The organism is Streptomyces sp. NPDC014656 (assembly GCF_043084305.1).
In the GTDB taxonomy this organism is placed as follows: domain Bacteria; phylum Actinomycetota; class Actinomycetes; order Streptomycetales; family Streptomycetaceae; genus Streptomyces.
Genome location: NZ_JBIBZN010000012.1, coordinates 59,701 through 84,562, shown reverse-complemented (window position 1 = coordinate 84,562; position 24,862 = coordinate 59,701). Strand labels below are relative to the sequence as shown.

Here is a 24,862-nt window from a genome sequence, read left to right as displayed (position 1 = left end):
ATGACCGCGAAGATCGCCTACGACGAGGTCGAGGCCGGCACCGAGCTGCCCGCGCGGACCTTCCCCGTGACCCGCGCCACCCTCGTCCGGTACGCGGGCGCCTCCGGGGACTTCAACCCGATCCACTGGAACGAGAAGTTCGCCGTCGAGGTCGGGCTCCCGGACGTCATCGCCCACGGCATGTTCACCATGGCCGAGGCGATCCGCGTCGTCACCGACTGGGCCGGCGACCCCGCCGCCGTCGTCGAGTACGGCGTCCGCTTCACCAAGCCGGTCGTCGTCCCGAACGACGGCGTCGGCGCCCTGATCGAGGTCTCCGCCAAGGTCGCCGCCAAGCTGGACGACAACCTCGTCCGCGTCGACCTCACGGCCACCAGCGCCGGGCAGAAGGTGCTGGGGATGAGCCGGGCGGTCGTCCGGCTCGCCTGAGCGGCCACGACGGCTTGCTTTTTCGCTCGCGAAAAAGCAAGCCGTAATGTGGGGCGGGTGCAGCTCCTCAACGACGCCCCCCTCGCCCCCCTGACCACCTTCCGGCTCGGCGGGCCCGCCACCCGGCTCGTCACGGCCACCACCGACGACGAGGTGGTCGCCGCGGTCCGCGAGGCCGACGCCTCCGGGACGCCGCTGCTCGTCATCGGCGGCGGCTCCAACCTGGTCATCGGGGACAAGGGCTTCGAGGGGACCGCGCTGCGCATCGCCACCACCGGCTTCTCCCTCGACGGGACCCGGCTGGAGGTCGCCGCCGGTGAGGTCTGGACCGACGTCGTCGCCCGGACCGTGGAGGCCGGACTCGCCGGGGTCGAGTGCCTCGCCGGCATCCCCGGCTCGGCCGGCGCCACCCCGATCCAGAACGTCGGCGCGTACGGGCAGGACGTCTCCGCCACCATCGGCGAGGTCGTCGCCTACGACCGCCGCGCCGAGGAGACGGTCACCCTCGCGAACGCCGAGTGCGCCTTCTCGTACCGGCACAGCCTCTTCAAGGAGCACCCCGAGCGGTACGTCGTGCTGCGGGTCCGCTTCGAGCTGGAGGACGCCGGCGGGATGTCGGCGCCGATCGCGTACCCGGAGACCGCCCGCGCCCTCGGCGTGGAGGCCGGCGACCGCGTGCCGCTCGCGACCGCCCGCGAGACCGTCCTGAGGCTGCGCGCGGGCAAGGGCATGGTCCTGGACCCCGAGGACCACGACACCTGGTCCGCCGGCTCCTTCTTCACCAATCCGGTCCTCACGGCGGAGCAGTACGCGGACTTCCTCGCGCGCGTGGCCGGCCGCCTCGGCCCCGAGGTCGCCCCGCCCGCCTACCCGGCGGGCGAGGGTCTCACCAAGACCTCCGCCGCCTGGCTCATCGACAAGGCCGGCTTCACCAAGGGGTACGGATCCGGCCCCGCCCGCATCTCCACCAAGCACACCCTCGCCCTCACCAACCGCGGCGAGGCCACCACCGAGGACCTGCTGGCCCTCGCCCGCGAGGTCGTCGCCGGCGTCCGGGATGCCTTCGGGATCACCCTCGTCAACGAGCCCGTGACGGTCGGCGTCCAGCTCTGAGCCGCCGCTAGTGGGCGACGCCCACGCCCTGCCGCACGGTCCGCGGGTCGTCGACCGCCGCCAGCATCGCGTGCGCCACGTCCGCGCGGGCCAGGGTGCGGCCCCGGGGCGGGTTGCCGCCGACGACCGTGCGGTAGCGGCCGGTGAGCGGCTTGTCCGTCAGTTTGGGCGGGCGGACCGAGGTCCAGTCGGTGGCGCTCGCGGCCAGCTCGGACTCCATGACCCGCAGGTCGGCGTAGACGTCCTTCAGGACCCGGCTGATCACCGCCAGGACGGCCTTGTCGAGCAGGCCCTCGTCCGCCGGGGCCGGTCCCACGGGGGCCGCGCTGACCACGACGAGCCGCCGCACGCCCGTCTCGCCCATGGCGGCGAGCACCGGCCGGGTCAGCCGTGCGGCGATGCCGGCGGCCGCGTCCGCCCGGCTGCGGGCTCCCAGGCCCGAGAGGACCGCGTCCCTGCCCGCCACCGCGGGGCGCAGGGCCCCCGCGTCGGAGAGGTCGGCGCGGAAGACCTCCAGGCGTTCCCCGGTCACCGCGAAGCGTGCGGGATCCCGCACGACCGCCGTCACCTCGTGGCCGGCCCCCAGGGCCTGCCGGACGATCTCCTGACCGATGCCGCCGGTCGCACCGAAGACGGTGAGCTTCATGACGCAGCCTCCTAGGTGGGTGAGTACTCACTCACCCCAGGGTGGGTGGATACTCACTCACAGGTCAAGCCTGCGTGGAGGATGCATGGAACAGAAGCCGACCCGGGTCCGGATCGTCGACGCCGCGCGCGACCTCATGGGCACCGTGGGCCTCGCCCGCACCACCACCAAGGAGATCGCCCGGGCGGCGGGCTGCTCGGAGGCCGCGCTCTACAAGCACTTCGCCAGCAAGGAAGAGCTGTTCCTCACCGTCCTCACCGAACGGCTGCCCCGGCTCGGCGGCCTCCTGGAGACGCTCGCCGCCGACCCCGGCGGCCGCACGGTCGAGGAGAACCTCACCGAGATCGCCCGGCAGGCCGCCCTCTTCTATGAGCAGACCTTCCCGATCGCCGCCTCGCTGTACGCGGAGCCCCGGCTCAAGGCCCGCCACGACGCCGGCATGCGGGAGCTCGGCGCCGGAGCGCACAAGCCGATCGAAGGACTCGCCGGCTACCTGCGGGCCGAGCAGCGGCACGGCCGCGTCGCCCCCGACGCCGACCCGGCAGCCGCCGCCGCGCTCCTCCTCGGGGCCTGCGCGCAGCGGGCGTTCGCCTACGAGTCGACCCCCGAAGGCCGGCCGCCGCAGTCGCTCGACGACTTCGCCCGCGCCGTCGCCCGCACCCTGACGCGGGCGCTCAGCTAGCCAGCCACGCGTCGATCCCGGCCAGCATCCCCTTCCGCACGCCCTCCGGCGCCGCGGAGCCCCGGACCGACTGCCGGGCCAGCTCCGCCAGTTCCGCGTCCGTGAAGCCGTGGTGGCGGCGGGCGATCTCGTACTGGGCGGCCAGCCGGGAGCCGAAGAGGAGGGGGTCGTCGGCGCCCAGGGCCAGCGGGACGCCCGCGTCGAAGAGGGTCCGCAGCGGGACGTCCTCGTGCTTCTCGTACACCCCCAGCGCCACGTTCGACGCCGGGCACACCTCGCACGTCACGCCGCGCTCGGCGAGCTTGCGCAGCAGCCGCTCGTCCTCGGCCGCCCGCACGCCGTGCCCGACGCGGGCCGCCCGCAGGTCGTCCAGGCAGTCGCGCACGGAGGAGGGGCCGGTCAGCTCGCCGCCGTGCGGGGCCGCCAGGAGGCCGCCCTCGCGGGCGATCGCGAAGGCCCGGTCGAAGTCGCGGGCCATGCCCCGGCGCTCGTCGTTGGAGAGCCCGAAGCCCACCACGCCCCGGTCCGCGTACCGCACCGCGAGGCGGGCGAGGGTGCGGGCCTCCAGGGGGTGCTTCATCCGGTTCGCCGCGACCAGGACGCGCATGCCGAGGCCGGTCTCCCGGGAAGCCGAGTCGACCGCGTCCAGGATGATCTCCAGGGCCGGGATGAGGCCGCCCAGGTGCGGTGCGTACGAGGTCGGGTCGACCTGGATCTCCAGCCACCCCGAACCGTCCCGCACGTCCTCCTGCGCCGCCTCCCGCACCAGCCGCCGGATGTCCTCCGGCGAGCGCAGGCAGGAGCGGGCGATGTCGTACAGGCGCTGGAAGCGGAACCAGCCGCGCTCGTCGGTCGCCCGCAGCTGCGGCGGCGTCCCGCTCTTCAAGGCCTCCGGCAGGTGCACCCCGTACTTGTCGGCCAGTTCGAGGAGGGTCGAGGGCCGCATCGAACCGGTGAAGTGCAGGTGCAGGTGGGCCTTGGGCAACAGGGTGAGATCGCGGGGGTGCTCCATCGCCCGATCCTGCCTTACCCGAATGGCGGTATGCACGGCGATTCCCCGATCGATACCAGCCCGAACGCAAAAACGGGCCCCGGTTCCGAGGAACCGGGGCCCGTCTTCGCGTTCGGCGGATCAGTCGCGGGCCTCGGCCAGCAGCTTCTGGATCCGGGACACGCCCTCCACCAGGTCCTCGTCACCGAGCGCGTACGAAAGACGCAGGTAGCCGGGGGTGCCGAAGGCCTCGCCGGGCACGACCGCGACCTCGGCCTCGTCCAGGATCAGCGCGGCCAGCTCGACGGAGCTCTGCGGGCGCTTGCCGCGGATCTCCTTGCCGATCAGCGCCTTCACCGACGGGTACGCGTAGAACGCGCCCTCGGGGGTCGGGCAGTAGACGCCCTCGATCTCGTTGAGCATCCGCACGATCGTCTGGCGGCGCCGGTCGAAGGCGGCGCGCATCTCGGCGACCGCGTCCAGGTTCCCGGAGACGGCGGCCAGCGCGGCCACCTGGGCCACGTTGGAGACGTTGGAGGTGGCGTGCGACTGGAGGTTGGTCGCGGCCTTCACGACGTCCTTCGGGCCGACGATCCACCCGACGCGCCAGCCGGTCATCGCGTACGTCTTGGCGACGCCGTTCACGACGATGCACTTGTCGCGCAGCTCGGGCACGATCGCCGGCAGCGAGGTGAACTTCGCGTCGCCGTAGACCAGGTGCTCGTAGATCTCGTCGGTGAGGACCCACAGGCCGTGCTCGACGGCCCAGCGGCCGATCGCCTCGGCGTCGGCCTCGCTGTAGACGGCGCCCGTCGGGTTCGAGGGGGAGACGAAGAGGACGACCTTGGTCCGCTCGGTGCGGGCCGCCTCCAGCTGCTCCACCGAGACGCGGTAGCCGGTGGTCTCGTCGGCCACGACCTCCACCGGGACACCGCCGGCGAGCCGGATCGACTCCGGGTAGGTGGTCCAGTAGGGGGCCGGGACGATGACCTCGTCGCCCGGGTCGAGGATCGCGGCGAACGCCTCGTAGATCGCCTGCTTGCCGCCGTTGGTGACCAGGACCTGGGAGGCGTCGACCTCGTAGCCGGAGTCGCGGAGCGTCTTGGCGGCGATCGCGGCCTTCAGCTCGGGCAGGCCGCCGGCCGGCGTGTAGCGGTGGTACTTCGGGTTCTTGCAGGCCTCGACGGCCGCGTCGACGATGTAGTCCGGGGTCGGGAAGTCGGGCTCGCCGGCGCCGAAACCGATCACCGGGCGCCCGGCGGCCTTGAGGGCCTTGGCCTTGGCGTCGACGGCGAGGGTGGCGGACTCGGAGATCGCACCGATCCGGGCGGAGACCCGACGCTCGGTGGGAGGGGTAGCAGCGCTCATGCGGCCATCGTCCCAGACCGTTTCCCGGCCCGGCACACAGGTTTCAGGGAGCGGACAGGAGCGGTCGATACCGGTCGGGAAGGGGCCCGCGGGCAGGTCGGCGCGGTTCCTGTTCGACGTGAGGGCCCAAGGTCACGTACACTCACTCCTCGTTGGCCCGCACCGGCCCCGTCACACATGGGGTAGGTTGGGGGACACCGCAAAGGGTCGTAGCTCAATTGGTAGAGCACCGGTCTCCAAAACCGGCGGTTGGGGGTTCAAGTCCCTCCGGCCCTGCTACACACACCGCCAGGTTGTGTGCGCATGTACGTCTTCATTGCATTGTCGTGCGGCTCCACCCGGGCGCGGCACGGCCACGACCCGGAATCAGGTGAGAGATCGTGACGGACGCCGTTGGCTCCATCGACATGCCTGATGCCGAAGACGCGTCCGAGTCGAAGAAGAAGGGCCGCAAGGGCGGCAAGCGCGGGAAGAAGGGCCCCCTGGGCCGTCTCGCCGTCTTCTACCGGCAGATCGTCGCAGAGCTCCGCAAGGTCGTCTGGCCCACGCGTAGTCAGCTCACCTCGTACACCACGGTCGTCATCATCTTCGTGGTCGTGATGATCGGCCTGGTCACCGTGATTGACTTTGGCTTCCAGGAAGCAGTCAAGTACGTCTTCGGCTGACTTTTTGTTCCACCCCATCTGTATCGCAGGAAGAAGCAGCCACCGTGTCTGACGCGAACCTGAACGACGCCTTCGAGTCCGAGTCCGTCGAGGACGAGCTGGACATCGTCGAGGCCGCCGACGAGGACGAGGACCAGGACGAGGCTGCGGACGCCGCGGCGGACGACGCCGTCGAGGACTTCGAGGACGACGAGGACGCGGACGACGAGTCCGAGCCCGTCGCCGACGAGACCGAGGACGACGACGAGGCCGCCGAGGGCGAGGCCGACGAGGACGACGCCGAGGCCGAGGACGCGATCGAGGAGACCGAGGAGGAGGCCGAGCCGGCCGCCCCGGTCGACCCCGTCGCCGCGCTCCGCGAGGAGCTGCGCACCCTGCCCGGCGAGTGGTACGTCATCCACACCTACGCGGGCTACGAGAAGCGCGTGAAGGCCAACCTGGAGCAGCGCGCCGTCTCGCTCAACGTCGAGGACTTCATCTACCAGGCCGAGGTGCCCGAGGAAGAGATCGTCCAGATCAAGGGCGGCGAGCGGAAGAACGTCAAGCAGAACAAGCTCCCCGGTTACGTCCTCGTCCGCATGGACCTGACGAACGAGTCCTGGGGCGTCGTCCGCAACACCCCCGGCGTCACCGGCTTCGTGGGCAACGCCTACGACCCGTACCCGCTGACCCTGGACGAGATCGTCAAGATGCTCGCCCCGGAGGCCGAGGAGAAGGCCGCCCGCGAGGCCGCCGAGGCCGAGGGCAAGCCGGCTCCGGCCCGCAAGCTGGAGGTCCAGGTCCTCGACTTCGAGGTCGGCGACTCGGTCACCGTCACCGACGGCCCCTTCGCCACCCTCCAGGCCACGATCAACGAGATCAACCCGGACTCGAAGAAGGTCAAGGGCCTCGTCGAGATCTTCGGTCGCGAGACCCCGGTCGAGCTCAGCTTCGACCAGATCCAGAAGAACTGATCGTTCTCAGGATCGCTCCCTAGCTTCCGGACAGGTCAGAAGGGCTGCTACAGCCCTTCTGACCTGCTCGGTTTTTGGACGCACGGCCATACCCGTTATCGTTGTGCGGTATGCCTCCATCCGGATGACCGGATGGATCGGCTGAAAAACTCTCACTAGGACCCGGAGAGAGCAATGCCTCCCAAGAAGAAGAAGGTCACGGGGCTCATCAAGCTCCAGATCAACGCCGGTGCGGCCAACCCGGCCCCGCCGGTCGGCCCCGCGCTCGGCCAGCACGGCGTCAACATCATGGAGTTCTGCAAGGCCTACAACGCCGCGACCGAGTCGCAGCGTGGCTGGGTGATCCCGGTGGAGATCACGGTCTACGAAGACCGTTCCTTCACCTTCATCACCAAGACCCCGCCGGCCGCGAAGATGATCCTCAAGGCCGCGGGCGTGGAGAAGGGCTCCGGCGAGCCGCACAAGACCAAGGTCGCCAAGATCACCGAGGCGCAGGTCCGCGAGATCGCCACCACCAAGATGCCCGACCTCAACGCGAACGACCTGGACGCCGCGTCGAAGATCATCGCCGGCACCGCCCGTTCCATGGGCATCACGGTCGAGGGCTGATCACCCCCCTCGTGACCTCAGTGGTAGGACCAGCGCTTGGTCCGCACCACGACTCCACACCTGCCACGCGGCGGAGCCGCATGGTGAAAACGCAACCAGGAGCAGAAGTGAAGCGCAGCAAGTCCCTCCGCGCTGCGGACGCCAAGATCGACCGGGAGAAGCTCTACGCTCCCCTCGAGGCCGTCCGCCTTGCCAAGGAGACCTCCACCACGAAGTTCGACGGCACCGTCGAGGTCGCCTTCCGCCTGGGTGTCGACCCGCGCAAGGCCGACCAGATGGTCCGTGGCACCGTGAACCTCCCGCACGGCACCGGCAAGACCGCCCGGGTCCTGGTCTTCGCGACCGGTGAGCGTGCCGAGGCCGCGGTCGCCGCGGGCGCCGACATCGTCGGTTCCGACGAGCTGATCGACGAGATCGCCAAGGGCCAGCGCCTGAACGAGTTCGACGCCGTGGTCGCCACCCCGGACCTCATGGGCAAGGTCGGCCGCCTCGGCCGCGTGCTCGGTCCCCGTGGCCTCATGCCCAACCCGAAGACCGGCACCGTGACGCCCGACGTCGCCAAGGCGGTCAACGAGATCAAGGGCGGCAAGATCGAGTTCCGCGTCGACAAGCACTCGAACCTGCACTTCATCATCGGCAAGACGTCCTTCGACGACACGCAGCTGGTGGAGAACTACGGCGCGGCCCTGGAGGAGATCCTCCGTCTGAAGCCGTCCGCCGCCAAGGGCCGCTACATCAAGAAGGCCGCCATCAGCACCACGATGGGCCCCGGCATCCCGGTCGACTCGAACCGCACCCGTAACCTCCTCGTCGAGGAGGACCCGGCCGCGGTCTGAGCCCTCCCGGCTCAGGCGTAGTCAGTCCTGAAAGCCGCCCCCCGTTCCCCTCCGGAGGAACGGGGGGCGGCTTTATTGGCGTCCTGTCTGTCGGAGCCGTCGGTTACGGTTCAAGGGACGGCAAAGACGATGATCAAGGGGTGGGGAACACCTATGGACAAGTCCAGCTGGAAGCGCGCGGGCGTCGCACTGACCGCGGCGGCCCTCGTGGCGGGCCTGGCGGGTTGTGACGGCGGGGACGACAAGGCGGCGGGCGGCAAGGCCGCCGGCGGCCTGGGAGACGTCACCCAGGTCCTCACGGCGGCCTACGAGAAGACCTCGGCCGCCAAGGCCGCGAAGTTCCGCATGACGATGGAGGTGGAGGGCACCGGAGCCGACGCCGGCACCATCACGATGACCGGCGTGCAGGGCTGGGACCCGACCCTCATGGACGTCACCATGTCCGGCGGCGCCTTCGCCGCCGGGAAGTCGGCGGGCGGGCCCGACAAGATGCGCATGATCATGCGTGACGACATCATGTACATGGACATGGGCGAGAAGCAGGCCGCCCAGATGGACGGCAAGCGCTGGATCAAGATGGACCTCGCCGGCCTCGCGAAGGAGTCCGGCGACGCCTCCCTCCAGCAGCTGACCCAGGGCATGGGCGGCAGCACCAACCAGGACCCCGCGCAGCAGCTCGCGATCCTCCTGGAGTCCCCGGGCATCAAGCACGTGGGTCCGGAGAAGATCGAGGGCGTCGACACCGAGCACTACAAGGGCTCGGTCTCCCTGGACGAGGTGCTCAAGAACGACAAGTCGTTCAAGGGCATGACGGCGGAGCAGCGCAAGTCCTTCACCGCGACCCTGGAGAAGTCCGGCGTCGAGGGCTACGACACCGAGCTCTGGGTCGACAAGGACGGCTACCCGGCGAAGATGATCGTCGACATGGAGATGCCGCAGGGCTCCGTGAAGCTGACCGCCTTCTACTCCGACTACGGCACCCAGGCCGCCGTCGAGGCCCCGCCGGCCGGGGAGACGGTGGACTTCATGGAGATGATGAAGGGCCTGTCCGAAGCGGGCGCCGAGGGCTGATTTGCCCCTGGCCCCGGCCATCACGTACGCTTCCACAGAAGCCAAAGACCGCTGGTCGTTGCTGTGCCCCTACCGGGTGCGGTGGCCGAAGGATCCGTTGACGACGGACGACCCGCGCAGGTGACTGTGGAAAGTTCCCGGGTGTTTCATCCGGTCGAGCTCAGCCCCGTGCGCCTGCGCCGGGGCGTTTTCGTTTGTTCAGCCCCTTCTGAGCGGTCCTCATCACCCGGAAGGAGGCGAACGCACTATGCCGACGCCCAACAAGGCTGCATCGGTGGCCGAGCTCAAGGACGCGTTCCAGAGCTCCAACGCCGCCGTGCTGACCGAGTACCGGGGTCTCACCGTCGCGCAGCTCAAGACGCTGCGCCGCTCGCTCGGTGAGAACGCCCAGTACGCCGTGGTGAAGAACACGCTGACCAAGATTGCGGCCAACGAGGCCGGGATCACCGCACTGGACGAGCACTTCGCTGGTCCGACCGCGGTCGCCTTCGTCACCGGTGACCCGGTGGAGTCGGCGAAGGCCCTGCGTGACTTCGCCAAGGAGAACCCGAACCTCATCATCAAGGCCGGTGTCCTTGACGGTAAGGCTCTCTCCGCCGACGACATCAAGAAGCTTGCGGACCTCGAGTCCCGCGAGGTTCTGCTCAGCAAGCTGGCCGGCGCCTTCAAGGGCAAGCAGTCTCAGGCTGCTCAGCTCTTCCAGGCTCTGCCGTCGAAGCTCGTCCGCACCGTGGACGCGCTCCGTGCCAAGCAGGCCGAGCAGGGCGGTGCCGAGTAATTCGGCTCGCGCATTGATCCGCGCCGCCTAGTGCGCGGGTCGTAGCGGGCCGTTACGCCCGCCTCTATAGACACATCGGCACCTGCCGAATTAGTGGAAGGATCGCCCATCATGGCGAAGCTCTCTCAGGACGACCTCCTCGCCCAGTTCGAGGAGATGACCCTCATCGAGCTCTCCGAGTTCGTGAAGGCCTTCGAGGAGAAGTTCGACGTCACCGCCGCCGCGGCCGTCGCCGTTGCCGCCCCGGGTGCCCCGGGCGCCCCGGCCGAGGCCGCCGAGGAGCAGGACGAGTTCGACGTCATCCTCGAGGGTGCCGGCGACAAGAAGATCCAGGTCATCAAGGTCGTGCGCGAGCTCACCTCCCTGGGCCTCAAGGAGGCCAAGGACCTCGTCGACGGCACCCCGAAGCCGGTCCTCGAGAAGGTCGCGAAGGAGGCCGCCGAGAAGGCTGCCGAGTCCCTCAAGGCCGCCGGCGCCTCCGTCACGGTCAAGTAAGACCGTTTCGAGTCGCTGAAGCTGACTCCCGCCCCCGTGTAACGCGGAGGCACCGAAAGGCGATCATCCATCTGGGTGGTCGCCTTTCGGCGTTCCCGGGACCCGCGTGGCGGGGGTCCCGGCGGCCGTCGGAAGCGGAGTATGGTGATCTTCGCCGTGCGCCGCTCGCGGGCGGGGGCCTTGACGAACGGCACGCCGCGCGCAATTCTCAGGACGCGTCGTCACAACGATCCGTTTCCGAGGCATGGATCGACGACCGAACGGGCAGTATCGAGGTGCGCCGCACGGCGCGAGTACCACGGAGTTGAGAGCAACGAGGGTCGCGAAGAAGTCGCCCTGGACATCAGTGGGCCAAGTGGCTACACTGTCCCTTTGCGCTGCCTGTTAGCTGCCCCCTGCCCGTCACCAGGGGCATACCTTCGCATCAGCTTCGTGGACCGACCCCGTCTGACCTGGCCTTTTGGTCACTTCAGGAAACGTCTGCCGTGAAGCGTTGCTGGGGACCGGTACGCGCGTAGTGAGTCCGAGCCCTCGGAAGGACCCCCTCTTGGCCGCCTCGCGCAACGCCTCGAACAACATGAACAACGCCGCCAGCACCGCCCCGCTGCGCATCTCCTTCGCAAAGATCAAGGAGCCCCTCGAGGTTCCGAACCTCCTCGCGCTGCAGACCGAGAGCTTTGACTGGCTGCTCGGCAACGCCGCCTGGAAGGCTCGCGTCGAGGCCGCCCTCGAGTCGGGACAGGACGTCCCCACGAAGTCCGGCCTGGAGGAGATCTTCGAGGAGATCTCCCCGATCGAGGACTTCTCCGGGTCGATGTCGCTGACCTTCCGCGACCACCGCTTCGAGCCCCCGAAGAACAGCATCGACGAGTGCAAGGACCGTGACTTCACGTACGGCGCCCCGCTCTTCGTCACCGCCGAGTTCACCAACAACGAGACCGGCGAGATCAAGTCCCAGACGGTCTTCATGGGCGACTTCCCGCTCATGACCAACAAGGGCACCTTCGTCATCAACGGCACCGAGCGTGTCGTCGTGTCGCAGCTCGTCCGCTCGCCGGGCGTCTACTTCGACTCCTCCATCGACAAGACGTCCGACAAGGACATCTTCTCCGCCAAGATCATCCCGTCCCGGGGTGCCTGGCTGGAGATGGAGATCGACAAGCGCGACCTCGTCGGTGTCCGCATCGACCGCAAGCGCAAGCAGTCCGTCACCGTCCTCCTCAAGGCTCTCGGCTGGACCACCGAGCAGATCCTCCAGGAGTTCGGCGAGTACGAGTCCATGCGCGCCACCCTGGAGAAGGACCACACCCAGGGCCAGGACGACGCGCTGCTCGACATCTACCGCAAGCTGCGTCCGGGCGAGCCGCCGACCCGCGAGGCCGCTCAGACGCTGCTCGAGAACCTCTACTTCAACCCGAAGCGCTACGACCTCGCCAAGGTCGGCCGCTACAAGGTGAACAAGAAGCTCGGCGCCGACGAGCCGCTGGACGCCGGCGTGCTCACGACCGACGACATCATCGCCACGATCAAGTACCTCGTGAAGCTCCACGCGGGCGAGACCGAGACGATCGGTGAGAACGGCAACGAGATCGTCGTCGAGACCGACGACATCGACCACTTCGGCAACCGTCGTCTGCGCAACGTCGGCGAGCTCATCCAGAACCAGGTCCGCACGGGTCTGGCTCGTATGGAGCGCGTCGTCCGCGAGCGCATGACCACCCAGGACGTCGAGGCGATCACGCCGCAGACCCTGATCAACATCCGGCCGGTCGTCGCCTCCATCAAGGAGTTCTTCGGCACCAGCCAGCTGTCCCAGTTCATGGACCAGAACAACCCGCTCTCGGGTCTGACGCACAAGCGTCGTCTGTCCGCGCTGGGCCCCGGTGGTCTCTCCCGTGAGCGGGCCGGCTTCGAGGTCCGAGACGTGCACCCGTCCCACTACGGACGCATGTGCCCGATCGAGACCCCCGAAGGCCCGAACATCGGTCTGATCGGTTCGCTCGCCTCGTACGGCCGCGTCAACGCGTTCGGCTTCATCGAGACGCCGTACCGCAAGGTCGTCGACGGCCAGGTCACCGACGAGGTCGACTACGTCACCGCCGACGAGGAGGACCGGTTCGTCATCGCGCAGGCCAACGCCGCGCTCGACGACGACCTGCGCTTCACCGAGAACCGCGTCCTGGTCCGCAAGCGTGGCGGCGAGGTCGACTACGTCGAGCCGTCGGACGTGGACTACATGGACGTCTCGCCGCGCCAGATGGTGTCGGTCGCGACCGCCATGATCCCCTTCCTCGAGCACGACGACGCCAACCGTGCCCTCATGGGCGCGAACATGATGCGTCAGGCGGTGCCGCTGATTAAGTCGGAGGCCCCGCTCGTCGGCACCGGCATGGAGTACCGCTGCGCCACCGACGCCGGCGACGTGCTCAAGGCCGAGAAGAGCGGTGTCGTCCAGGAGCTGTCGGCCGACTACGTCACGGTCGCCAACGACGACGGCACGTACAACACGTACCGCCTGCACAAGTTCTCCCGCTCCAACCAGGGCACCTCTGTGAACCAGAAGGTCGTCGTGGACGAGGGCGACCACGTCATCGAGGGCCAGGTCCTCGCTGACGGTCCCGCCACCGAAGACGGCGAGATGGCGCTCGGCAAGAACCTGCTCGTGGCGTTCATGCCGTGGGAGGGCCACAACTACGAGGACGCGATCATCCTGTCGCAGCGCCTCGTGCAGGACGACGTCCTCTCCTCGATCCACATCGAGGAGCACGAGGTCGACGCCCGTGACACCAAGCTCGGCCCCGAGGAGATCACCCGGGACATCCCGAACGTCTCCGAGGAGGTCCTCGCCGACCTCGACGAGCGCGGCATCATCCGCATCGGTGCCGAGGTCGTCGCCGGCGACATCCTGGTCGGCAAGGTCACGCCCAAGGGCGAGACCGAGCTGACCCCGGAGGAGCGCCTGCTCCGCGCGATCTTCGGTGAGAAGGCGCGCGAGGTCCGCGACACCTCGCTGAAGGTCCCGCACGGCGAGATCGGCAAGATCATCGGCGTCCGCGTCTTCGACCGCGAGGAGGGCGACGAGCTTCCCCCGGGCGTGAACCAGCTGGTCCGCGTCTACGTCGCCCAGAAGCGCAAGATCACCGACGGTGACAAGCTCGCCGGCCGTCACGGCAACAAGGGCGTCATCTCCAAGATCCTGCCGATCGAGGACATGCCGTTCCTTGAGGACGGCACCCCGGTCGACATCATCCTCAACCCGCTGGGCGTCCCGTCCCGAATGAACCCGGGACAGGTCCTGGAGATCCACCTCGGCTGGCTCGCCAGCCGCGGCTGGGACGTCTCCGGCCTCGCGGACGAGTGGGCGCAGCGCCTCCAGGCGATCGGCGCCGACCAGGTCGCCCCCGGCACCAACGTCGCCACCCCCGTCTTCGACGGCGCGCGCGAGGACGAGCTGGCCGGCCTGCTCAACCACACCATCCCGAACCGCGACGGCGAGCGCATGGTGCTCCCGACCGGCAAGGCGAGGCTGTTCGACGGCCGCTCCGGCGAGCCGTTCCCGGACCCGATCTCCGTCGGGTACATGTACATCCTCAAGCTCCACCACCTGGTCGACGACAAGCTGCACGCGCGTTCGACCGGCCCGTACTCGATGATCACCCAGCAGCCGCTGGGTGGTAAGGCCCAGTTCGGTGGCCAGCGCTTCGGTGAGATGGAGGTGTGGGCGCTGGAGGCTTACGGCGCCGCGTACGCCCTCCAGGAGCTGCTGACGATCAAGTCCGACGACGTGACCGGCCGCGTGAAGGTCTACGAGGCCATCGTCAAGGGCGAGAACATCCCTGAGCCCGGCATCCCCGAGTCCTTCAAGGTGCTCATCAAGGAGATGCAGTCCCTGTGCCTCAACGTGGAGGTGCTGTCCTCGGACGGCATGTCCATCGAGATGCGCGACACCGACGAGGACGTCTTCCGCGCAGCGGAGGAGCTCGGCATCGACCTGTCCCGGCGCGAGCCGAGCAGCGTCGAAGAGGTCTGACGGGAGTCCGGCGGGCCTTGAGTGATCAAGGCCCGCCGGCCCCAGGACCCCCGTATCAGACCCCACAGCCTTACAACCCTGAGAGGGATTGACGCATAGTGCTCGACGTCAACTTCTTCGACGAGCTCCGGATCGGTCTGGCCACCGCTGACGACATCCGTCAGTGGAGCCACGGCGAGGTCAAGAAGCCGGAGACCATCAACTACCGCACGCTCAAGCCCGAGAAGGACGGACTCTTCTGCGAGAAGATCTTCGGTCCGACCCGGGACTGGGAGTGCTACTGCGGCAAGTACAAGCGCGTCCGCTTCAAGGGCATCATCTGCGAGCGGTGTGGCGTCGAGGTCACCCGCGCCAAGGTGCGCCGTGAGCGGATGGGCCACATCGAGCTGGCCGCTCCCGTCACCCACATCTGGTACTTCAAGGGCGTCCCGTCGCGCCTCGGATACCTGCTGGACCTCGCCCCGAAGGACCTCGAGAAGGTCATCTACTTCGCGGCGTACATGATCACCTTCGTCGACGACGAGCGCCGCACCCGCGACCTCCCGTCGCTGGAGGCCCACGTCTCCGTCGAGCGCCAGCAGATCGAGCAGCGCCGCGACTCCGACCTGGAGAACCGCGCCAAGAAGCTCGAGTCCGACCTGGCCGAGCTGGAGGCCGAGGGCGCCAAGGCCGACGTGCGCCGCAAGGTGCGCGAGGGCGCCGAGCGCGAGATGAAGCAGCTGCGCGACCGCGCGCAGCGCGAGATCGACCGTCTGGACGAGGTCTGGTCCCGCTTCAAGAACCTCAAGGTCCAGGACCTGGAGGGCGACGAGCTCCTCTACCGCGAGCTGCGCGACCGCTTCGGCACGTACTTCGACGGCTCGATGGGTGCCGCGGCGCTGCAGAAGCGCCTGGAGTCCTTCGACCTCGAGGAAGAGGCCGAGAAGCTCCGCGAGATCATCCGCACCGGCAAGGGCCAGAAGAAGACCCGTGCGCTCAAGCGCCTCAAGGTCGTCTCCGCGTTCCTGCAGACCGCGAACAGCCCCAAGGGCATGGTTCTCGACTGCGTGCCGGTCATCCCGCCGGACCTCCGTCCGATGGTGCAGCTCGACGGTGGCCGCTTCGCGACCTCCGACCTGAACGACCTGTACCGCCGCGTGATCAACCGCAACAACCGTCTGAAGCGGCTTCTCGACCTCGGCGCGCCCGAGATCATCGTGAACAACGAGAAGCGCATGCTCCAGGAGGCCGTCGACGCGCTGTTCGACAACGGCCGTCGCGGTCGCCCGGTCACGGGCCCCGGCAACCGCCCGCTGAAGTCCCTGAGCGACATGCTCAAGGGCAAGCAGGGTCGTTTCCGTCAGAACCTGCTCGGCAAGCGTGTCGACTACTCGGCGCGTTCCGTCATCGTCGTCGGCCCGCAGCTCAAGCTGCACCAGTGCGGTCTGCCGAAGGCCATGGCGCTTGAGCTCTTCAAGCCGTTCGTGATGAAGCGCCTGGTCGACCTGAACCACGCGCAGAACATCAAGAGCGCCAAGCGGATGGTCGAGCGCGGCCGCACGGTCGTGTACGACGTCCTCGAAGAGGTCATCGCCGAGCACCCGGTCCTGCTGAACCGTGCGCCCACGCTGCACCGCCTCGGCATCCAGGCCTTCGAGCCGCAGCTGGTCGAGGGCAAGGCCATCCAGATCCACCCGCTCGTCTGCACCGCCTTCAACGCGGACTTCGACGGTGACCAGATGGCCGTGCACCTGCCGCTCTCCGCGGAGGCGCAGGCCGAGGCCCGCATCCTGATGCTGTCCTCGAACAACATCCTCAAGCCGGCCGACGGCCGCCCGGTGACGATGCCGACCCAGGACATGGTCCTCGGTCTGTTCTTCCTCACCACCGACGGCGAGCTGCGTGACACCAAGGGCGAGGGCCGCGCGTTCGGCTCCACGGCCGAGGCGATCATGGCCTTCGACGCCGGGGAGCTCGCGCTCCAGTCGGAGATCGACATCCGCTTCCCGATCGGCACCGTCCCGCCGCGCGGCTGGGTTCCCCCGGTCGCCGAGGAGGGCGAGCCGGAGTGGCAGCAGGGTGACAGCTTCCGTCTGAAGACGACGCTGGGCCGCGCGCTCTTCAACGAGCTGCTGCCCGAGGACTACCCGTTCGTCGACTACTCGGTGGGCAAGAAGCAGCTCTCCGAGATCGTCAACGACCTGGCGGAGCGCTACCCCAAGGTCATCGTGGCGGCGACGCTCGACAACCTGAAGGCGGCCGGCTTCCACTGGGCGACCCGTTCGGGCGTCACCGTGGCCATCTCCGACGTCGTCGTGCCCGAGGCCAAGAAGGCCATCGTCAAGGGCTACGAGGAGCAGGACGAGAAGGTCCAGAAGCAGTACGAGCGCGGTCTCATCACGAAGGAAGAGCGCACTCAGGAGCTCATCGCGATCTGGACCAAGGCGACCAACGAGGTCGCCGAGGCGATGAACGCGAACTTCCCGCGGACGAACCCGATCTTCATGATGGTGGACTCGGGCGCCCGAGGAAACATGATGCAGATGCGTCAGATCGCCGGTATGCGTGGTCTGGTGTCGAACGCCAAGAACGAGACGATCCCGCGTCCCATCAAGGCGTCGTTCCGTGAGGGCCTCACCGTCCTCGAGTACTTCATCTCGACGCACGGTGCCCGTAAGGGTCTCGCCGACACCGCCCTGCGCACCGCCGACTCGGGTTACCTGACCCGTCGTCTCGTGGACGTCTCGCAGGACGTGATCATCCGCGAGGAGGACTGTGGCACCGAGCGCGGTCTGAAGCTGCGGATCGCGGCCAAGGACGAGGCCGGTGTCCTGCGGAAGACGGACGACGTCGAGACCTCCGTGTACGCGCGGATGCTCGCCGAGGACGTCGTCGTCGACGGCAAGGTCATCGCGCCGGCCAACGTCGACCTGGGTGACGTGCTCATCGACGCCCTGGTCAACGCGGGCGTCGAGGAGGTCAAGACCCGCTCGGTCCTGACCTGTGAGTCCGCCGTCGGCACCTGTGCCTTCTGCTACGGCCGCTCGCTGGCCACCGGCAAGCTGGTCGACATCGGTGAGGCGGTCGGCATCATCGCCGCCCAGTCCATCGGTGAGCCCGGTACCCAGCTGACGATGCGTACCTTCCACACCGGTGGTGTGGCCGGTGACGACATCACCCAGGGTCTGCCGCGTGTCGTCGAGCTCTTCGAGGCGCGTCAGCCCAAGGGTGTCGCCCCGATCTCCGAGGCGGCCGGTCGCGTCCGCATCGAGGAGACCGAGAAGACCAAGAAGATCGTCGTCACCCCGGACGACGGCACCGACGAGACGGCGTTCCCGATCTCGAAGCGTGCCCGTCTGCTCGTGGGCGAGGGCGACCACGTCGAGGTGGGCCAGAAGCTCACCGTGGGTGCCACCAACCCGCACGACGTGCTCCGGATCCTCGGTCAGCGCGCGGTCCAGGTCCACCTGGTCGGCGAAGTCCAGAAGGTCTACAACTCGCAGGGCGTGTCGATCCACGACAAGCACATCGAGATCATCATCCGGCAGATGCTGCGCCGCGTGACGATCATCGAGTCCGGCGACGCGGAGCTCCTGCCGGGCGAGCTGGTCGAGCGGTCGAAGTTCGAGACCGAGAACCGTCGTGTGGTCACCGAGGGCGGTCACCCCGCCTCCGGCCGTCCGCAGCTGATGGGTATCACCAAGGCCTCGCTGGCGACCGAGTCCTGGCTGTCGGCCGCCTCCTTCCAGGAGACGACCCGAGTTCTGACGGACGCGGCGATCAACGCCAAGTCCGACAGCCTCATCGGCCTCAAGGAGAACGTCATCATCGGTAAGCTCATCCCGGCCGGTACGGGTCTGTCCCGCTACCGCAACATCCGGGTCGAGCCGACCGAGGAGGCCAAGGCGGCGATGTACTCGTCCGTCGGCTACGACGACCTCGACTACTCGCCGTTCGGCACCGGCTCCGGCCAGGCCGTTCCGCTGGAGGACTACGACTACGGTCCGTACAACCAGTAAGCGAGTCGCTTGACCGAAGGGCGGCCACCCCGTTGCGCACGGGGTGGCCGCCCTTCGGGGTTTCACCGGGAGGCGAGCTCCCAGAGCGCGACGAGCACGCCCGCGCCCGCCGTCATCGCCGCGATCGAGGCGAGCGGCCAGCGGGCCCGCTCCAGGTCGTCGAGCCTGGCCTCGTGGTCGGCGAGCTGCTTGTCGGTCTGGTCGCTGCGCTGGACGAGCAGGGCGAGCGAGCCGTCGACGCGGGCGAAGCCGGCTTCGAGGGTGCCGCGGAGCCGTTCCAGTTCGAGCGCCACCGCCACCGGGTCGTTCGGGTCAGCCTCGGTCATCGGCGCCGCCCGGGTCCGTCCGCAGCCACGAGGGCAGCAGGAGCTGTACGGCGGGGACCGCCATGGCCCGGGTGAGGGCGCCGGCGACGGTGAGCGCGCCGGCGACCCAGGGCAGGGTGGCGGGGACGCCGGAGGCGTCGACGAGCGCCGGCAGGACCAGGGCGAGGGCGACGGCGGTCTGCAGCACGGTGCGGGCCGTGCGCTTCGCGGCTTCGGACATGGGTCTGACTCCTTACGTGGTGTACGGGACCTTCAGCGCGTTCCAGGAGGCGGCGCCGGGCCAGCCGTCGGCGTCGGCGCCGCGGAAGCCGAGCTTGCGCTGCCAGGCCTCGTACGACCTGCGGTCGGCCTCGGACCAGCGGGGGCCGGGGCCGACCCGATAGCGGCCGCAGCCCTCGGCCATCAGCCGGCGGCCCATCGCGGTGACCACCGGGGAGCTGGGGTTCTTCCGGAAGAACGCGGCGCCGGGGAAGGGGTGGTACCTGGGGGCGGCGGGCTTCTGCGGGGCCGGGGGCTTCGGGGCGGGGGCGGCGCCGAGGCGCTTCTGCACCCGGTCGCGCATCCCGGGCATGCCGAAGCCCTTGGGGTCGCTCTTCCAGTCGGACCACTCCAGGTGGCCGATGACGGACTTCGCGCCCCAGCCGTGGGCCCGGCACAGGGCGGCGGAGACCCGTTCGATCGCGTCGAGCTGGGCGGCGGGCCAGGGGTCGGCGCCGTTGCCGAGGTTGACGCACTCGAAGCCGTAGAAGCGGGAGTTGCCGTCCACGGCGCCGGGGCTGCCCTGGTGCTCGCGCGGGGCCGGGGGCCGGTCGCCGTACGCCTCGGTGACGACGGCCCGCAGGACGGACGGGTCGCCGCCGCCGGCGTGGTTGGCCCGGCCGTTCGAGAGCAGGTGGACGGTGCCGTCCTTGGCGATCACGCCGTGGCAGAGCGGGCCGGGGAGGCCCGCGTAGCCGTCGAAGCACATCGCGACGGAGGACGCGGTGCCGGTGGACACGGTGTGGTGGATCATGACGCCGGCGACGGGCCCCCAGGCGCCGGCGCCGTTGCGGTCGTGGGTGCGCCAGCCGGGGTGCTCGACGACGGTGACGCCTTCGGCGCGGAGCGCGGCGAGGAACCGGTCCGCGGACAGGGGAGTGGCCAACTGTTGTCCTCCTGACGTGCGAAAACCCCGGCCGTCGGCGGCGCGGGGCGGGTGGGACGGGGCGGGGCGGGCGGGGCGGCACGCCCTGCGGCTCGGGGCGTTCACGGCTCCGGGGCGGGCTCCGGCTCCGGCTCGGGGACGGGCTCGGGCTCGGGGGCGGGCTCCGGCTCGGGCTCCGGGTCGGTGACCGGCGTCCAGGCGGCGCAGAGCGTGGCGTAGGAGGCCCGGCGGGTCTCGAAGTCGGTGAGCGCCGAGGCGACCGCGCGGGCCACGGCCTCCGGGTCCGGCACGGCGGGGCGGCCGCCGGTGGGCTGGACCATGGCGAGGCCGTAGCCGCGCAGCTGGGCGCCGGCGGTGCCGTTCTCGGTGACCTGCGCGCTGACGTAGACGGCCGGGTACTCGCCGGTCATCGGGTCCAGCTCCAGGGGGCCGCCGAGGGAGTTGTCGTACAGCCGGACGGTGACGGCGTGGCCCTGTTCGACGACGGAGCCGCGGCCCGCGTAGTCGATGGCGACGCCCCAGGGCTGGGTGGGGTCGGGGGTCATGGGATCACTCTTCTCGGGAGGGGCGGGTCAGGTCTGGCGGCCGTGCATGAGGACCGGCTGGACGGAGACGGTCCCGGAGGCGCTGGTGACCCGGGCCTGGATCTCCACGGTGAGGTCCTTGCCGAAGTCGGTGGCCATGGCCGTGGTGACGAGGTTGGTGTGGTCGAAGGTGGTGCCGGCCGGGTGCTCGGCGGCCCCGAACACCGCGCCGTTCACCATGACCCGGACGATGCCGGTGCCGGTGACCCGGGTGAGCATCCTCAGCCGCATCTTGGGCTGCCAGATCTGGTTGGTGGAGGTGGCGACGGTGGTCCAGGCCGCGGTGGCGGTGGTGGAGGCCCAGTTGGAGGTGTTGACGATGTCCTGCGGCGGCAGCAGCGGCAGCCAGGGCCGGGCGATGCCGCCGGTGACGATGTCGTCGGAGAGCACCTCGTGGCCGTAGGCGTCGTTGAACCGCAGCACCGGCTTGGTGCCGCCGGGACCGCTGGTGGTGAGCTGGGCGACCAGCGAGACCGGGCCGTTCTCGGTCTCCTGGCGCCTGAGCGCGAGCGAGCCGTTCAGGATCTCGGTGAGCGGCGGCCGGGTGTTGACCGCCGTGGACAGGGCGTTGAGCCGGCGCTCCATTTCGATGAGCCGGTCGACGATGGACTCGGGGAGCAGCGCCATCAGAGGGCCTCCAGGGAGAGTTCGGCGGTGTCGGGGCGGCCCCGCTCGGCCGGCCGGACCTTGACGCCGACGATGCGGAAGCGGGTGTCGAGGCCGGTCGGGTGCCACTCGTCGGTGATCCGGATGCGGGCGGTGCGCCCGAGGAGCGTCGAGGGCACGATGTCGGAGAGCCGGATGCTGATCTCGGGGATCCGCACGGAGCCCTGTGCCTCGTGGAGCGCGGCCCGGGCCAGCCGGTCGAGGACGGCGGGGTCGGTGACGTCGTTGTGGTCGACGGACACGTCGAGCTGCGGCCACTCCTCGCCCCAGTCCGGCGCGTACACCGCGGAGAGCGTCGGCCGGGACTCGGCGGCGGCGTTGGTGTTGGCGGTGGCGCCGCGGGCCAGGGCGGTGGTGCCGCCGCGGGTCGCGTCGTCGGGGAAGGAGTAGCTGAGGATGGTGCCGGGCCGGTCGAAGAGGACGTCGGTGGCCCCGGTGCGGATCTTGGGGGAGCCGAGCCGGAGCTGCCGCACCCGCCGCCCGTCCGCCGGGTCGCGGTAGACGAGGATCTGGTACTCGAAGCCCGTCTCCTCCTGCGGGTTCTCGCCGCCCTTGAGGGCGGAGAGCTGGTCCAGCGCCTCCTGGTAGACGGTCTCGTCGCCGAGCCGCCAGGAGACGGTGCGCAGGACGGGGTTGGCCGAGACCTCCTCGCCGAGTTCGACGGCGCTGGCCCCGAGGCCGGCGCCGAGGTCCCGCCAGAGCGCGCGGGCGATGTCGAACTGCTCGGTCTGGACGAAGTCCCGCTTCTCCCGGATCCGCCGCCGGCTCGCGTACGAGTCGAAGGTGGAGGCCTGGATGCCGAGGGTCATCACCCCGCGGTCGCTGCTCTGGAGGTTGGTCGTCCAGACGATGCCGCCCCACCACAGGAAGCCGCCGCGCTCCAGGTAGACGGCGGTGCGGCCGGGCCGGATCTTGTGGGCCCGGCCGGCCATGGTGCGGTCGGGGAGGGGGACGGTGCCGGAGAGGGAGCCGGGCCTGCCGATGTAGTCCTCGAAGGAGACGTCCCGCAGCGGCAGGATGTCGAGGGTCAGGTCGGTCAGCAGGTCGCAGAAGACCGCCCGGTAGGGGGTGTCGAGACTCATCGGGACCTCACGGGAGGATGTAGGTGGCGGTGACGCGGACGTTGCGTCCCGGGACGAGCGCGCCGTTGGAGGACCAGCTCCGCAGGGTGACCTGACCGGTGGGGGAGAGGTACGCGGCTCCGTTCCCGTAGCCGTCGCCCGCGATGGCCTCCATGCCGAAGGGGGGCCGCCAGCCGGCGGGCAGCACGCACAGCGGTTCGTCGGAGGCGACGTTCCCGGCCGAGTTGGCGTCCACCTGGGGGCCGCTGCGGGTGACCGTGACCGACATGGTGCACAGGCCGCGGGTGCGGCGGGCCTCGAAGGACACCAGGGTCCAGTTGGTGAGCGCGGCCGCGCCCGCCGAGGTCGACTCCACCTCCACCGGGGGGTGGTAGGCGGCCCAGGCGGTGCCGTTCCACCGCTGGAGGACGCCGTTGTTCTCGCGGAACTGCCCGGTGTAGCCGCCGACGGAGAGCGCCCCCTGCGGGGCGACGCCGCCGATCTCCTTCGGGTACGCGACCCAGCTGGTGCCGTTCCACCGCTGGAGGTGGTGGGCGACGTCGTTGTCCTGGTACTGGCCCGGGTAGGAGCCGTTCACGCCCGCGTTGTTGTAGACGGGCAGGATGCCGCCGACCGCGACGACGGTGGCGCGCAGGTCGGTGAGGTCGGTGGTCCAGATGATGCCGCCGTTGCCGGCCGAGACCCCGGCCTTGACCAGGACGGTGAAGAGGGGGAGCGAGGCGGCGGGGACGGCCGGTGCCGAGGGCTGCGCCCTGGGCTCGCCCGGGAGGACCTCCAGGACGGCCTCGTGGCGGGTCAGGCCGTCGGCCTCGTTGTCGTACACGCGCAGGACGACGAGGTCGATCCGCGGGTTGAGCGGGTCGCCGTCGCCGAAGGTGAGGACGGTGTCGCCGTCGAGCGTGACGGGGTACGCGCCCTGCTCGGGCCGGCCCTGGACGACGGCCCGGCCCGGGTGGACGGTGGCGCTCATCGGGCCGCTGCCCGACATCGACAGGCCGCTGACCCGGTACTTGCCGTCGGCGGAGCCGGGCAGGATGCCGGAGCGGGAGACGAGCGGGTCGGCCGGGGTGACGGCGCCGACCTGGGTGAGGCGGGTGGTCTGGCGGGTCTGGCCCTGGGGCAGCAGCCAGCCGGGACGGATGGGCATGGGGGTCTCCTCTCGGACGGGCGGCCGGTCAGTACTGCGGGTGGACCATGAGGAAGGTGTTGTCGAAGTTGCCCCTGATCTGCGTGGTGTTGGGGCCGACCTTGTACATGGCCGTGAGGGTGTACACCGTGCCCGGGGTCATGCTGTGGAAGCGGACGGTGGACGCCATGGAGGCGGGCGTGTTGCCGGTGTGGACCACCGCCGCCTCGTCGGTCTCCGCGATCCTCGTCTCGCTGCCCTGGCTGAGCCGCAGCGCCATGGCCACCAGGTGCGGCGTGGACGAGGTGGGCCACATGCGGGCGCCGAAGTGGATCAGGACCGCGCCGGACGGCGGCGCGGTGAAGTCGATCGAGAGCGGGCTGGCCGCGGTCTCCGTCAGCGTCGGCGAGTAGGCCGTGGAGTACGTGTACCCGTGGTCGAGGGAGCCGTTGTAGTACGGGCCCGGGTACGCCGGCCGCCAGGACGAACCGTTCCAGCGCTGGAGCACGCCGGCGGCGGAGTCGCGGTACTGGCCGGTGTAGCTGGCCGGGGTGGAGGAGGCCGAACCCGGGATGATGCCGCCGATCGCCGACGGGTACGGCACCCAGGCGCCGCCGTCCCAGCGCTGGAGCGCGCCGCCCGCGTCCTGGTACTGGCCCGGGTAGGCGCCGGGCTGGACGTCGCCCTCGACGGGCAGGATGCCGCCGAGGCCGACGACCGGGGTGCGCAGGTCGACGAGGGAGGTGTTCCACGGGATGCCGCCGTTGCCCGCGCTGACGCCGGCCGGGACGAGGACCTCGTAGAGCGGCAGGCAGCGCTCCGGGACGCGGGGGCGCTCCGGAGCGGCGTTCGGGGTGCCCTGGAGGATCTCCAGCTTGGCCTCGTACCGCTGCTCCTCGTCGTACAGGCCGTCGTAGATCCGCAGGACGATCAGGTCGATGCGGTTGTAGGCGTTGCCCGGGGCGAAGGTGAGGACCTCGGAGTTGGGCAGGGTGACCGGGTAGGCGCCCTGGGAGATGTCGCCCTGGATGACGGCCCGGCCCTCGGAGACGGTCGCCGACATCGGGGCGGAGCCGAAGGTCCAGAAGCCCGACAGCCGGTACCGGCCGTCGTAGGAGCCGGGCAGGACGCCGGAGCGGACCTGGACCGGGTTGGCCAGGGTGGTGACGCCGGTCTGGGTGAGGCGGGTGTCCTCGCGGGTCTGGCCGGTCTCGGCGAGCCAGCTGCTGCGCAGGTTCATGGGGTTCTCCGAATTCTTCGGGTGCGGTGG

General features: G+C 69.8%; 23 protein-coding genes and 1 tRNA gene. 13 read left to right on the top strand and 11 right to left on the bottom strand.

The features are described 5' to 3' along the window. Both ACF1ED_RS25520 and ACF1ED_RS25515 read left to right on the top strand, forming a co-directional pair. Complete coding sequence (locus ACF1ED_RS25520) at positions 1-429, top strand: MaoC family dehydratase (protein WP_391764167.1); 429 nt, start codon at positions 1-3, stop codon at positions 427-429. 48 nt (positions 430-477) lie between these two features. Next, the gene (locus ACF1ED_RS25515; protein WP_391764165.1) at positions 478-1,542 is read left to right on the top strand and encodes a UDP-N-acetylmuramate dehydrogenase; all 1,065 of its coding nucleotides are present in this window, start codon (positions 478-480) and stop codon (positions 1,540-1,542) included. 7 nt (positions 1,543-1,549) lie between these two features. Here the strand turns inward: ACF1ED_RS25515 and ACF1ED_RS25510 are convergent, their stop codons facing one another. Continuing rightward, complete coding sequence (locus ACF1ED_RS25510) at positions 1,550-2,188, bottom strand: NAD(P)-dependent oxidoreductase (protein ID WP_391764163.1); 639 nt, start codon at positions 2,186-2,188, stop codon at positions 1,550-1,552. Between the two features lie 85 nt (positions 2,189-2,273). Between ACF1ED_RS25510 and ACF1ED_RS25505 the strand changes: the two genes are divergently transcribed. Then, the gene (locus tag ACF1ED_RS25505; protein ID WP_391764161.1) at positions 2,274-2,870 is read left to right on the top strand and encodes a TetR/AcrR family transcriptional regulator; all 597 of its coding nucleotides are present in this window, start codon (positions 2,274-2,276) and stop codon (positions 2,868-2,870) included. Here the strand turns inward: ACF1ED_RS25505 and ACF1ED_RS25500 are convergent. Next, on the bottom strand, positions 2,863-3,882 hold the full coding sequence (locus ACF1ED_RS25500; protein WP_391764159.1) for an adenosine deaminase: 1,020 nt from the start codon (positions 3,880-3,882) through the stop codon (positions 2,863-2,865). The two genes, ACF1ED_RS25505 and ACF1ED_RS25500, sit on opposite strands and share 8 nt — an antisense overlap. Before the next feature lie 120 nt (positions 3,883-4,002). Continuing rightward, on the bottom strand, positions 4,003-5,229 hold the full coding sequence (locus ACF1ED_RS25495; protein ID WP_391764157.1) for a pyridoxal phosphate-dependent aminotransferase: 1,227 nt from the start codon (positions 5,227-5,229) through the stop codon (positions 4,003-4,005). A 203-nt stretch (positions 5,230-5,432) separates the two neighbouring features. Between ACF1ED_RS25495 and ACF1ED_RS25490 the strand changes: the two genes are divergently transcribed. From ACF1ED_RS25490 to ACF1ED_RS25445, 10 genes are all read left to right on the top strand, one after another. After that, a tRNA-Trp gene (locus ACF1ED_RS25490) sits at positions 5,433-5,505 on the top strand. A 104-nt stretch (positions 5,506-5,609) separates the two neighbouring features. Next, complete coding sequence (secE, locus tag ACF1ED_RS25485) at positions 5,610-5,894, top strand: preprotein translocase subunit SecE (protein ID WP_391764155.1); 285 nt, start codon at positions 5,610-5,612, stop codon at positions 5,892-5,894. Between the two features lie 44 nt (positions 5,895-5,938). Continuing rightward, entirely contained in the window at positions 5,939-6,847 is a 909-nt protein-coding gene (gene nusG, locus ACF1ED_RS25480; protein WP_391764153.1) for a transcription termination/antitermination protein NusG, read from the top strand. 174 nt (positions 6,848-7,021) lie between these two features. Further along, on the top strand, positions 7,022-7,456 hold the full coding sequence (gene rplK, locus ACF1ED_RS25475) for a 50S ribosomal protein L11 (RefSeq protein ID WP_030494213.1): 435 nt from the start codon (positions 7,022-7,024) through the stop codon (positions 7,454-7,456). A gap of 107 nt (positions 7,457-7,563) precedes the next feature. Continuing rightward, entirely contained in the window at positions 7,564-8,292 is a 729-nt protein-coding gene (gene rplA, locus ACF1ED_RS25470; protein WP_200426015.1) for a 50S ribosomal protein L1, read from the top strand. Between the two features lie 153 nt (positions 8,293-8,445). After that, positions 8,446-9,363 (top strand): hypothetical protein, encoded by a 918-nt coding sequence (locus ACF1ED_RS25465; RefSeq protein ID WP_391764150.1) that lies wholly within the window; start codon positions 8,446-8,448, stop codon positions 9,361-9,363. A gap of 247 nt (positions 9,364-9,610) precedes the next feature. Further along, entirely contained in the window at positions 9,611-10,141 is a 531-nt protein-coding gene (gene rplJ, locus ACF1ED_RS25460) for a 50S ribosomal protein L10 (RefSeq protein ID WP_030757401.1), read from the top strand. 111 nt (positions 10,142-10,252) lie between these two features. Continuing rightward, on the top strand, positions 10,253-10,636 hold the full coding sequence (gene rplL, locus ACF1ED_RS25455) for a 50S ribosomal protein L7/L12 (RefSeq protein ID WP_364627775.1): 384 nt from the start codon (positions 10,253-10,255) through the stop codon (positions 10,634-10,636). A 547-nt stretch (positions 10,637-11,183) separates the two neighbouring features. Further along, on the top strand, positions 11,184-14,666 hold the full coding sequence (rpoB, locus tag ACF1ED_RS25450) for a DNA-directed RNA polymerase subunit beta (RefSeq protein WP_200426018.1): 3,483 nt from the start codon (positions 11,184-11,186) through the stop codon (positions 14,664-14,666). Positions 14,667-14,764: 98 nt separating this feature from the next. Then, entirely contained in the window at positions 14,765-18,664 is a 3,900-nt protein-coding gene (locus tag ACF1ED_RS25445; protein ID WP_390068966.1) for a DNA-directed RNA polymerase subunit beta', read from the top strand. Between the two features lie 62 nt (positions 18,665-18,726). Here ACF1ED_RS25445 and ACF1ED_RS25440 read toward each other — a convergent pair whose 3' ends face one another. The 8 genes from ACF1ED_RS25440 to ACF1ED_RS25405 form a co-directional block, all read right to left on the bottom strand. Continuing rightward, on the bottom strand, positions 18,727-18,990 hold the full coding sequence (locus ACF1ED_RS25440; protein ID WP_351844834.1) for a hypothetical protein: 264 nt from the start codon (positions 18,988-18,990) through the stop codon (positions 18,727-18,729). Continuing rightward, positions 18,977-19,210: a hypothetical protein gene (locus ACF1ED_RS25435; RefSeq protein ID WP_391764147.1), complete on the bottom strand. Its 234-nt coding sequence runs from the start codon at positions 19,208-19,210 to the stop codon at positions 18,977-18,979. Before ACF1ED_RS25435 ends, ACF1ED_RS25440 begins: the two co-directional genes overlap by 14 nt. 12 nt (positions 19,211-19,222) lie before the next feature. Continuing rightward, positions 19,223-20,134 (bottom strand): peptidoglycan-binding protein, encoded by a 912-nt coding sequence (locus tag ACF1ED_RS25430; RefSeq protein WP_391764145.1) that lies wholly within the window; start codon positions 20,132-20,134, stop codon positions 19,223-19,225. 101 nt (positions 20,135-20,235) lie between these two features. After that, on the bottom strand, positions 20,236-20,679 hold the full coding sequence (locus ACF1ED_RS25425) for an ATP-binding protein (protein WP_391764143.1): 444 nt from the start codon (positions 20,677-20,679) through the stop codon (positions 20,236-20,238). A gap of 27 nt (positions 20,680-20,706) precedes the next feature. Next, positions 20,707-21,345 carry a hypothetical protein gene (locus tag ACF1ED_RS25420; RefSeq protein ID WP_391764141.1) on the bottom strand — a complete coding sequence of 213 codons (639 nt, stop codon included), beginning with the start codon at positions 21,343-21,345 and terminating at the stop codon, positions 20,707-20,709. Beyond that, positions 21,345-22,466 (bottom strand): hypothetical protein, encoded by a 1,122-nt coding sequence (locus ACF1ED_RS25415; protein ID WP_391764139.1) that lies wholly within the window; start codon positions 22,464-22,466, stop codon positions 21,345-21,347. Before ACF1ED_RS25415 ends, ACF1ED_RS25420 begins: the two co-directional genes overlap by 1 nt. A 7-nt stretch (positions 22,467-22,473) precedes the next feature. Beyond that, positions 22,474-23,613 carry a hypothetical protein gene (locus ACF1ED_RS25410; protein WP_391764137.1) on the bottom strand — a complete coding sequence of 380 codons (1,140 nt, stop codon included), beginning with the start codon at positions 23,611-23,613 and terminating at the stop codon, positions 22,474-22,476. Positions 23,614-23,641: 28 nt separating this feature from the next. Further along, entirely contained in the window at positions 23,642-24,832 is a 1,191-nt protein-coding gene (locus ACF1ED_RS25405) for a hypothetical protein (RefSeq protein ID WP_391764135.1), read from the bottom strand. Positions 24,833-24,862: the final 30 nt, after the last annotated feature.

Excerpts from the sequence above, each read along its gene's own strand:
- rplK (WP_030494213.1), top strand. The coding sequence starts at position 7,022 with ATGCCTCCCAAGAAGAAGAAGGTCACGGGGCTCATCAAGCTCCAGATC.
- ACF1ED_RS25405 (WP_391764135.1), bottom strand. The coding sequence starts at position 24,832 with ATGAACCTGCGCAGCAGCTGGCTCGCCGAGACCGGCCAGACCCGCGAG.
- ACF1ED_RS25440 (WP_351844834.1), bottom strand. The coding sequence starts at position 18,990 with ATGACCGAGGCTGACCCGAACGACCCGGTGGCGGTGGCGCTCGAACTG.
- ACF1ED_RS25505 (WP_391764161.1), top strand. The coding sequence starts at position 2,274 with ATGGAACAGAAGCCGACCCGGGTCCGGATCGTCGACGCCGCGCGCGAC.
- ACF1ED_RS25465 (WP_391764150.1), top strand. The coding sequence starts at position 8,446 with ATGGACAAGTCCAGCTGGAAGCGCGCGGGCGTCGCACTGACCGCGGCG.
- rplL (WP_364627775.1), top strand. The coding sequence starts at position 10,253 with ATGGCGAAGCTCTCTCAGGACGACCTCCTCGCCCAGTTCGAGGAGATG.
- ACF1ED_RS25495 (WP_391764157.1), bottom strand. The coding sequence starts at position 5,229 with ATGAGCGCTGCTACCCCTCCCACCGAGCGTCGGGTCTCCGCCCGGATC.
- ACF1ED_RS25510 (WP_391764163.1), bottom strand. The coding sequence starts at position 2,188 with ATGAAGCTCACCGTCTTCGGTGCGACCGGCGGCATCGGTCAGGAGATC.
- ACF1ED_RS25425 (WP_391764143.1), bottom strand. The coding sequence starts at position 20,679 with ATGACCCCCGACCCCACCCAGCCCTGGGGCGTCGCCATCGACTACGCG.
- rplJ (WP_030757401.1), top strand. The coding sequence starts at position 9,611 with ATGCCGACGCCCAACAAGGCTGCATCGGTGGCCGAGCTCAAGGACGCG.
- ACF1ED_RS25500 (WP_391764159.1), bottom strand. The coding sequence starts at position 3,882 with ATGGAGCACCCCCGCGATCTCACCCTGTTGCCCAAGGCCCACCTGCAC.
- ACF1ED_RS25435 (WP_391764147.1), bottom strand. The coding sequence starts at position 19,210 with ATGTCCGAAGCCGCGAAGCGCACGGCCCGCACCGTGCTGCAGACCGCC.
- ACF1ED_RS25420 (WP_391764141.1), bottom strand. The coding sequence starts at position 21,345 with ATGGCGCTGCTCCCCGAGTCCATCGTCGACCGGCTCATCGAAATGGAG.
- ACF1ED_RS25415 (WP_391764139.1), bottom strand. The coding sequence starts at position 22,466 with ATGAGTCTCGACACCCCCTACCGGGCGGTCTTCTGCGACCTGCTGACC.
- ACF1ED_RS25410 (WP_391764137.1), bottom strand. The coding sequence starts at position 23,613 with ATGCCCATCCGTCCCGGCTGGCTGCTGCCCCAGGGCCAGACCCGCCAG.
- ACF1ED_RS25520 (WP_391764167.1), top strand. The coding sequence starts at position 1 with ATGACCGCGAAGATCGCCTACGACGAGGTCGAGGCCGGCACCGAGCTG.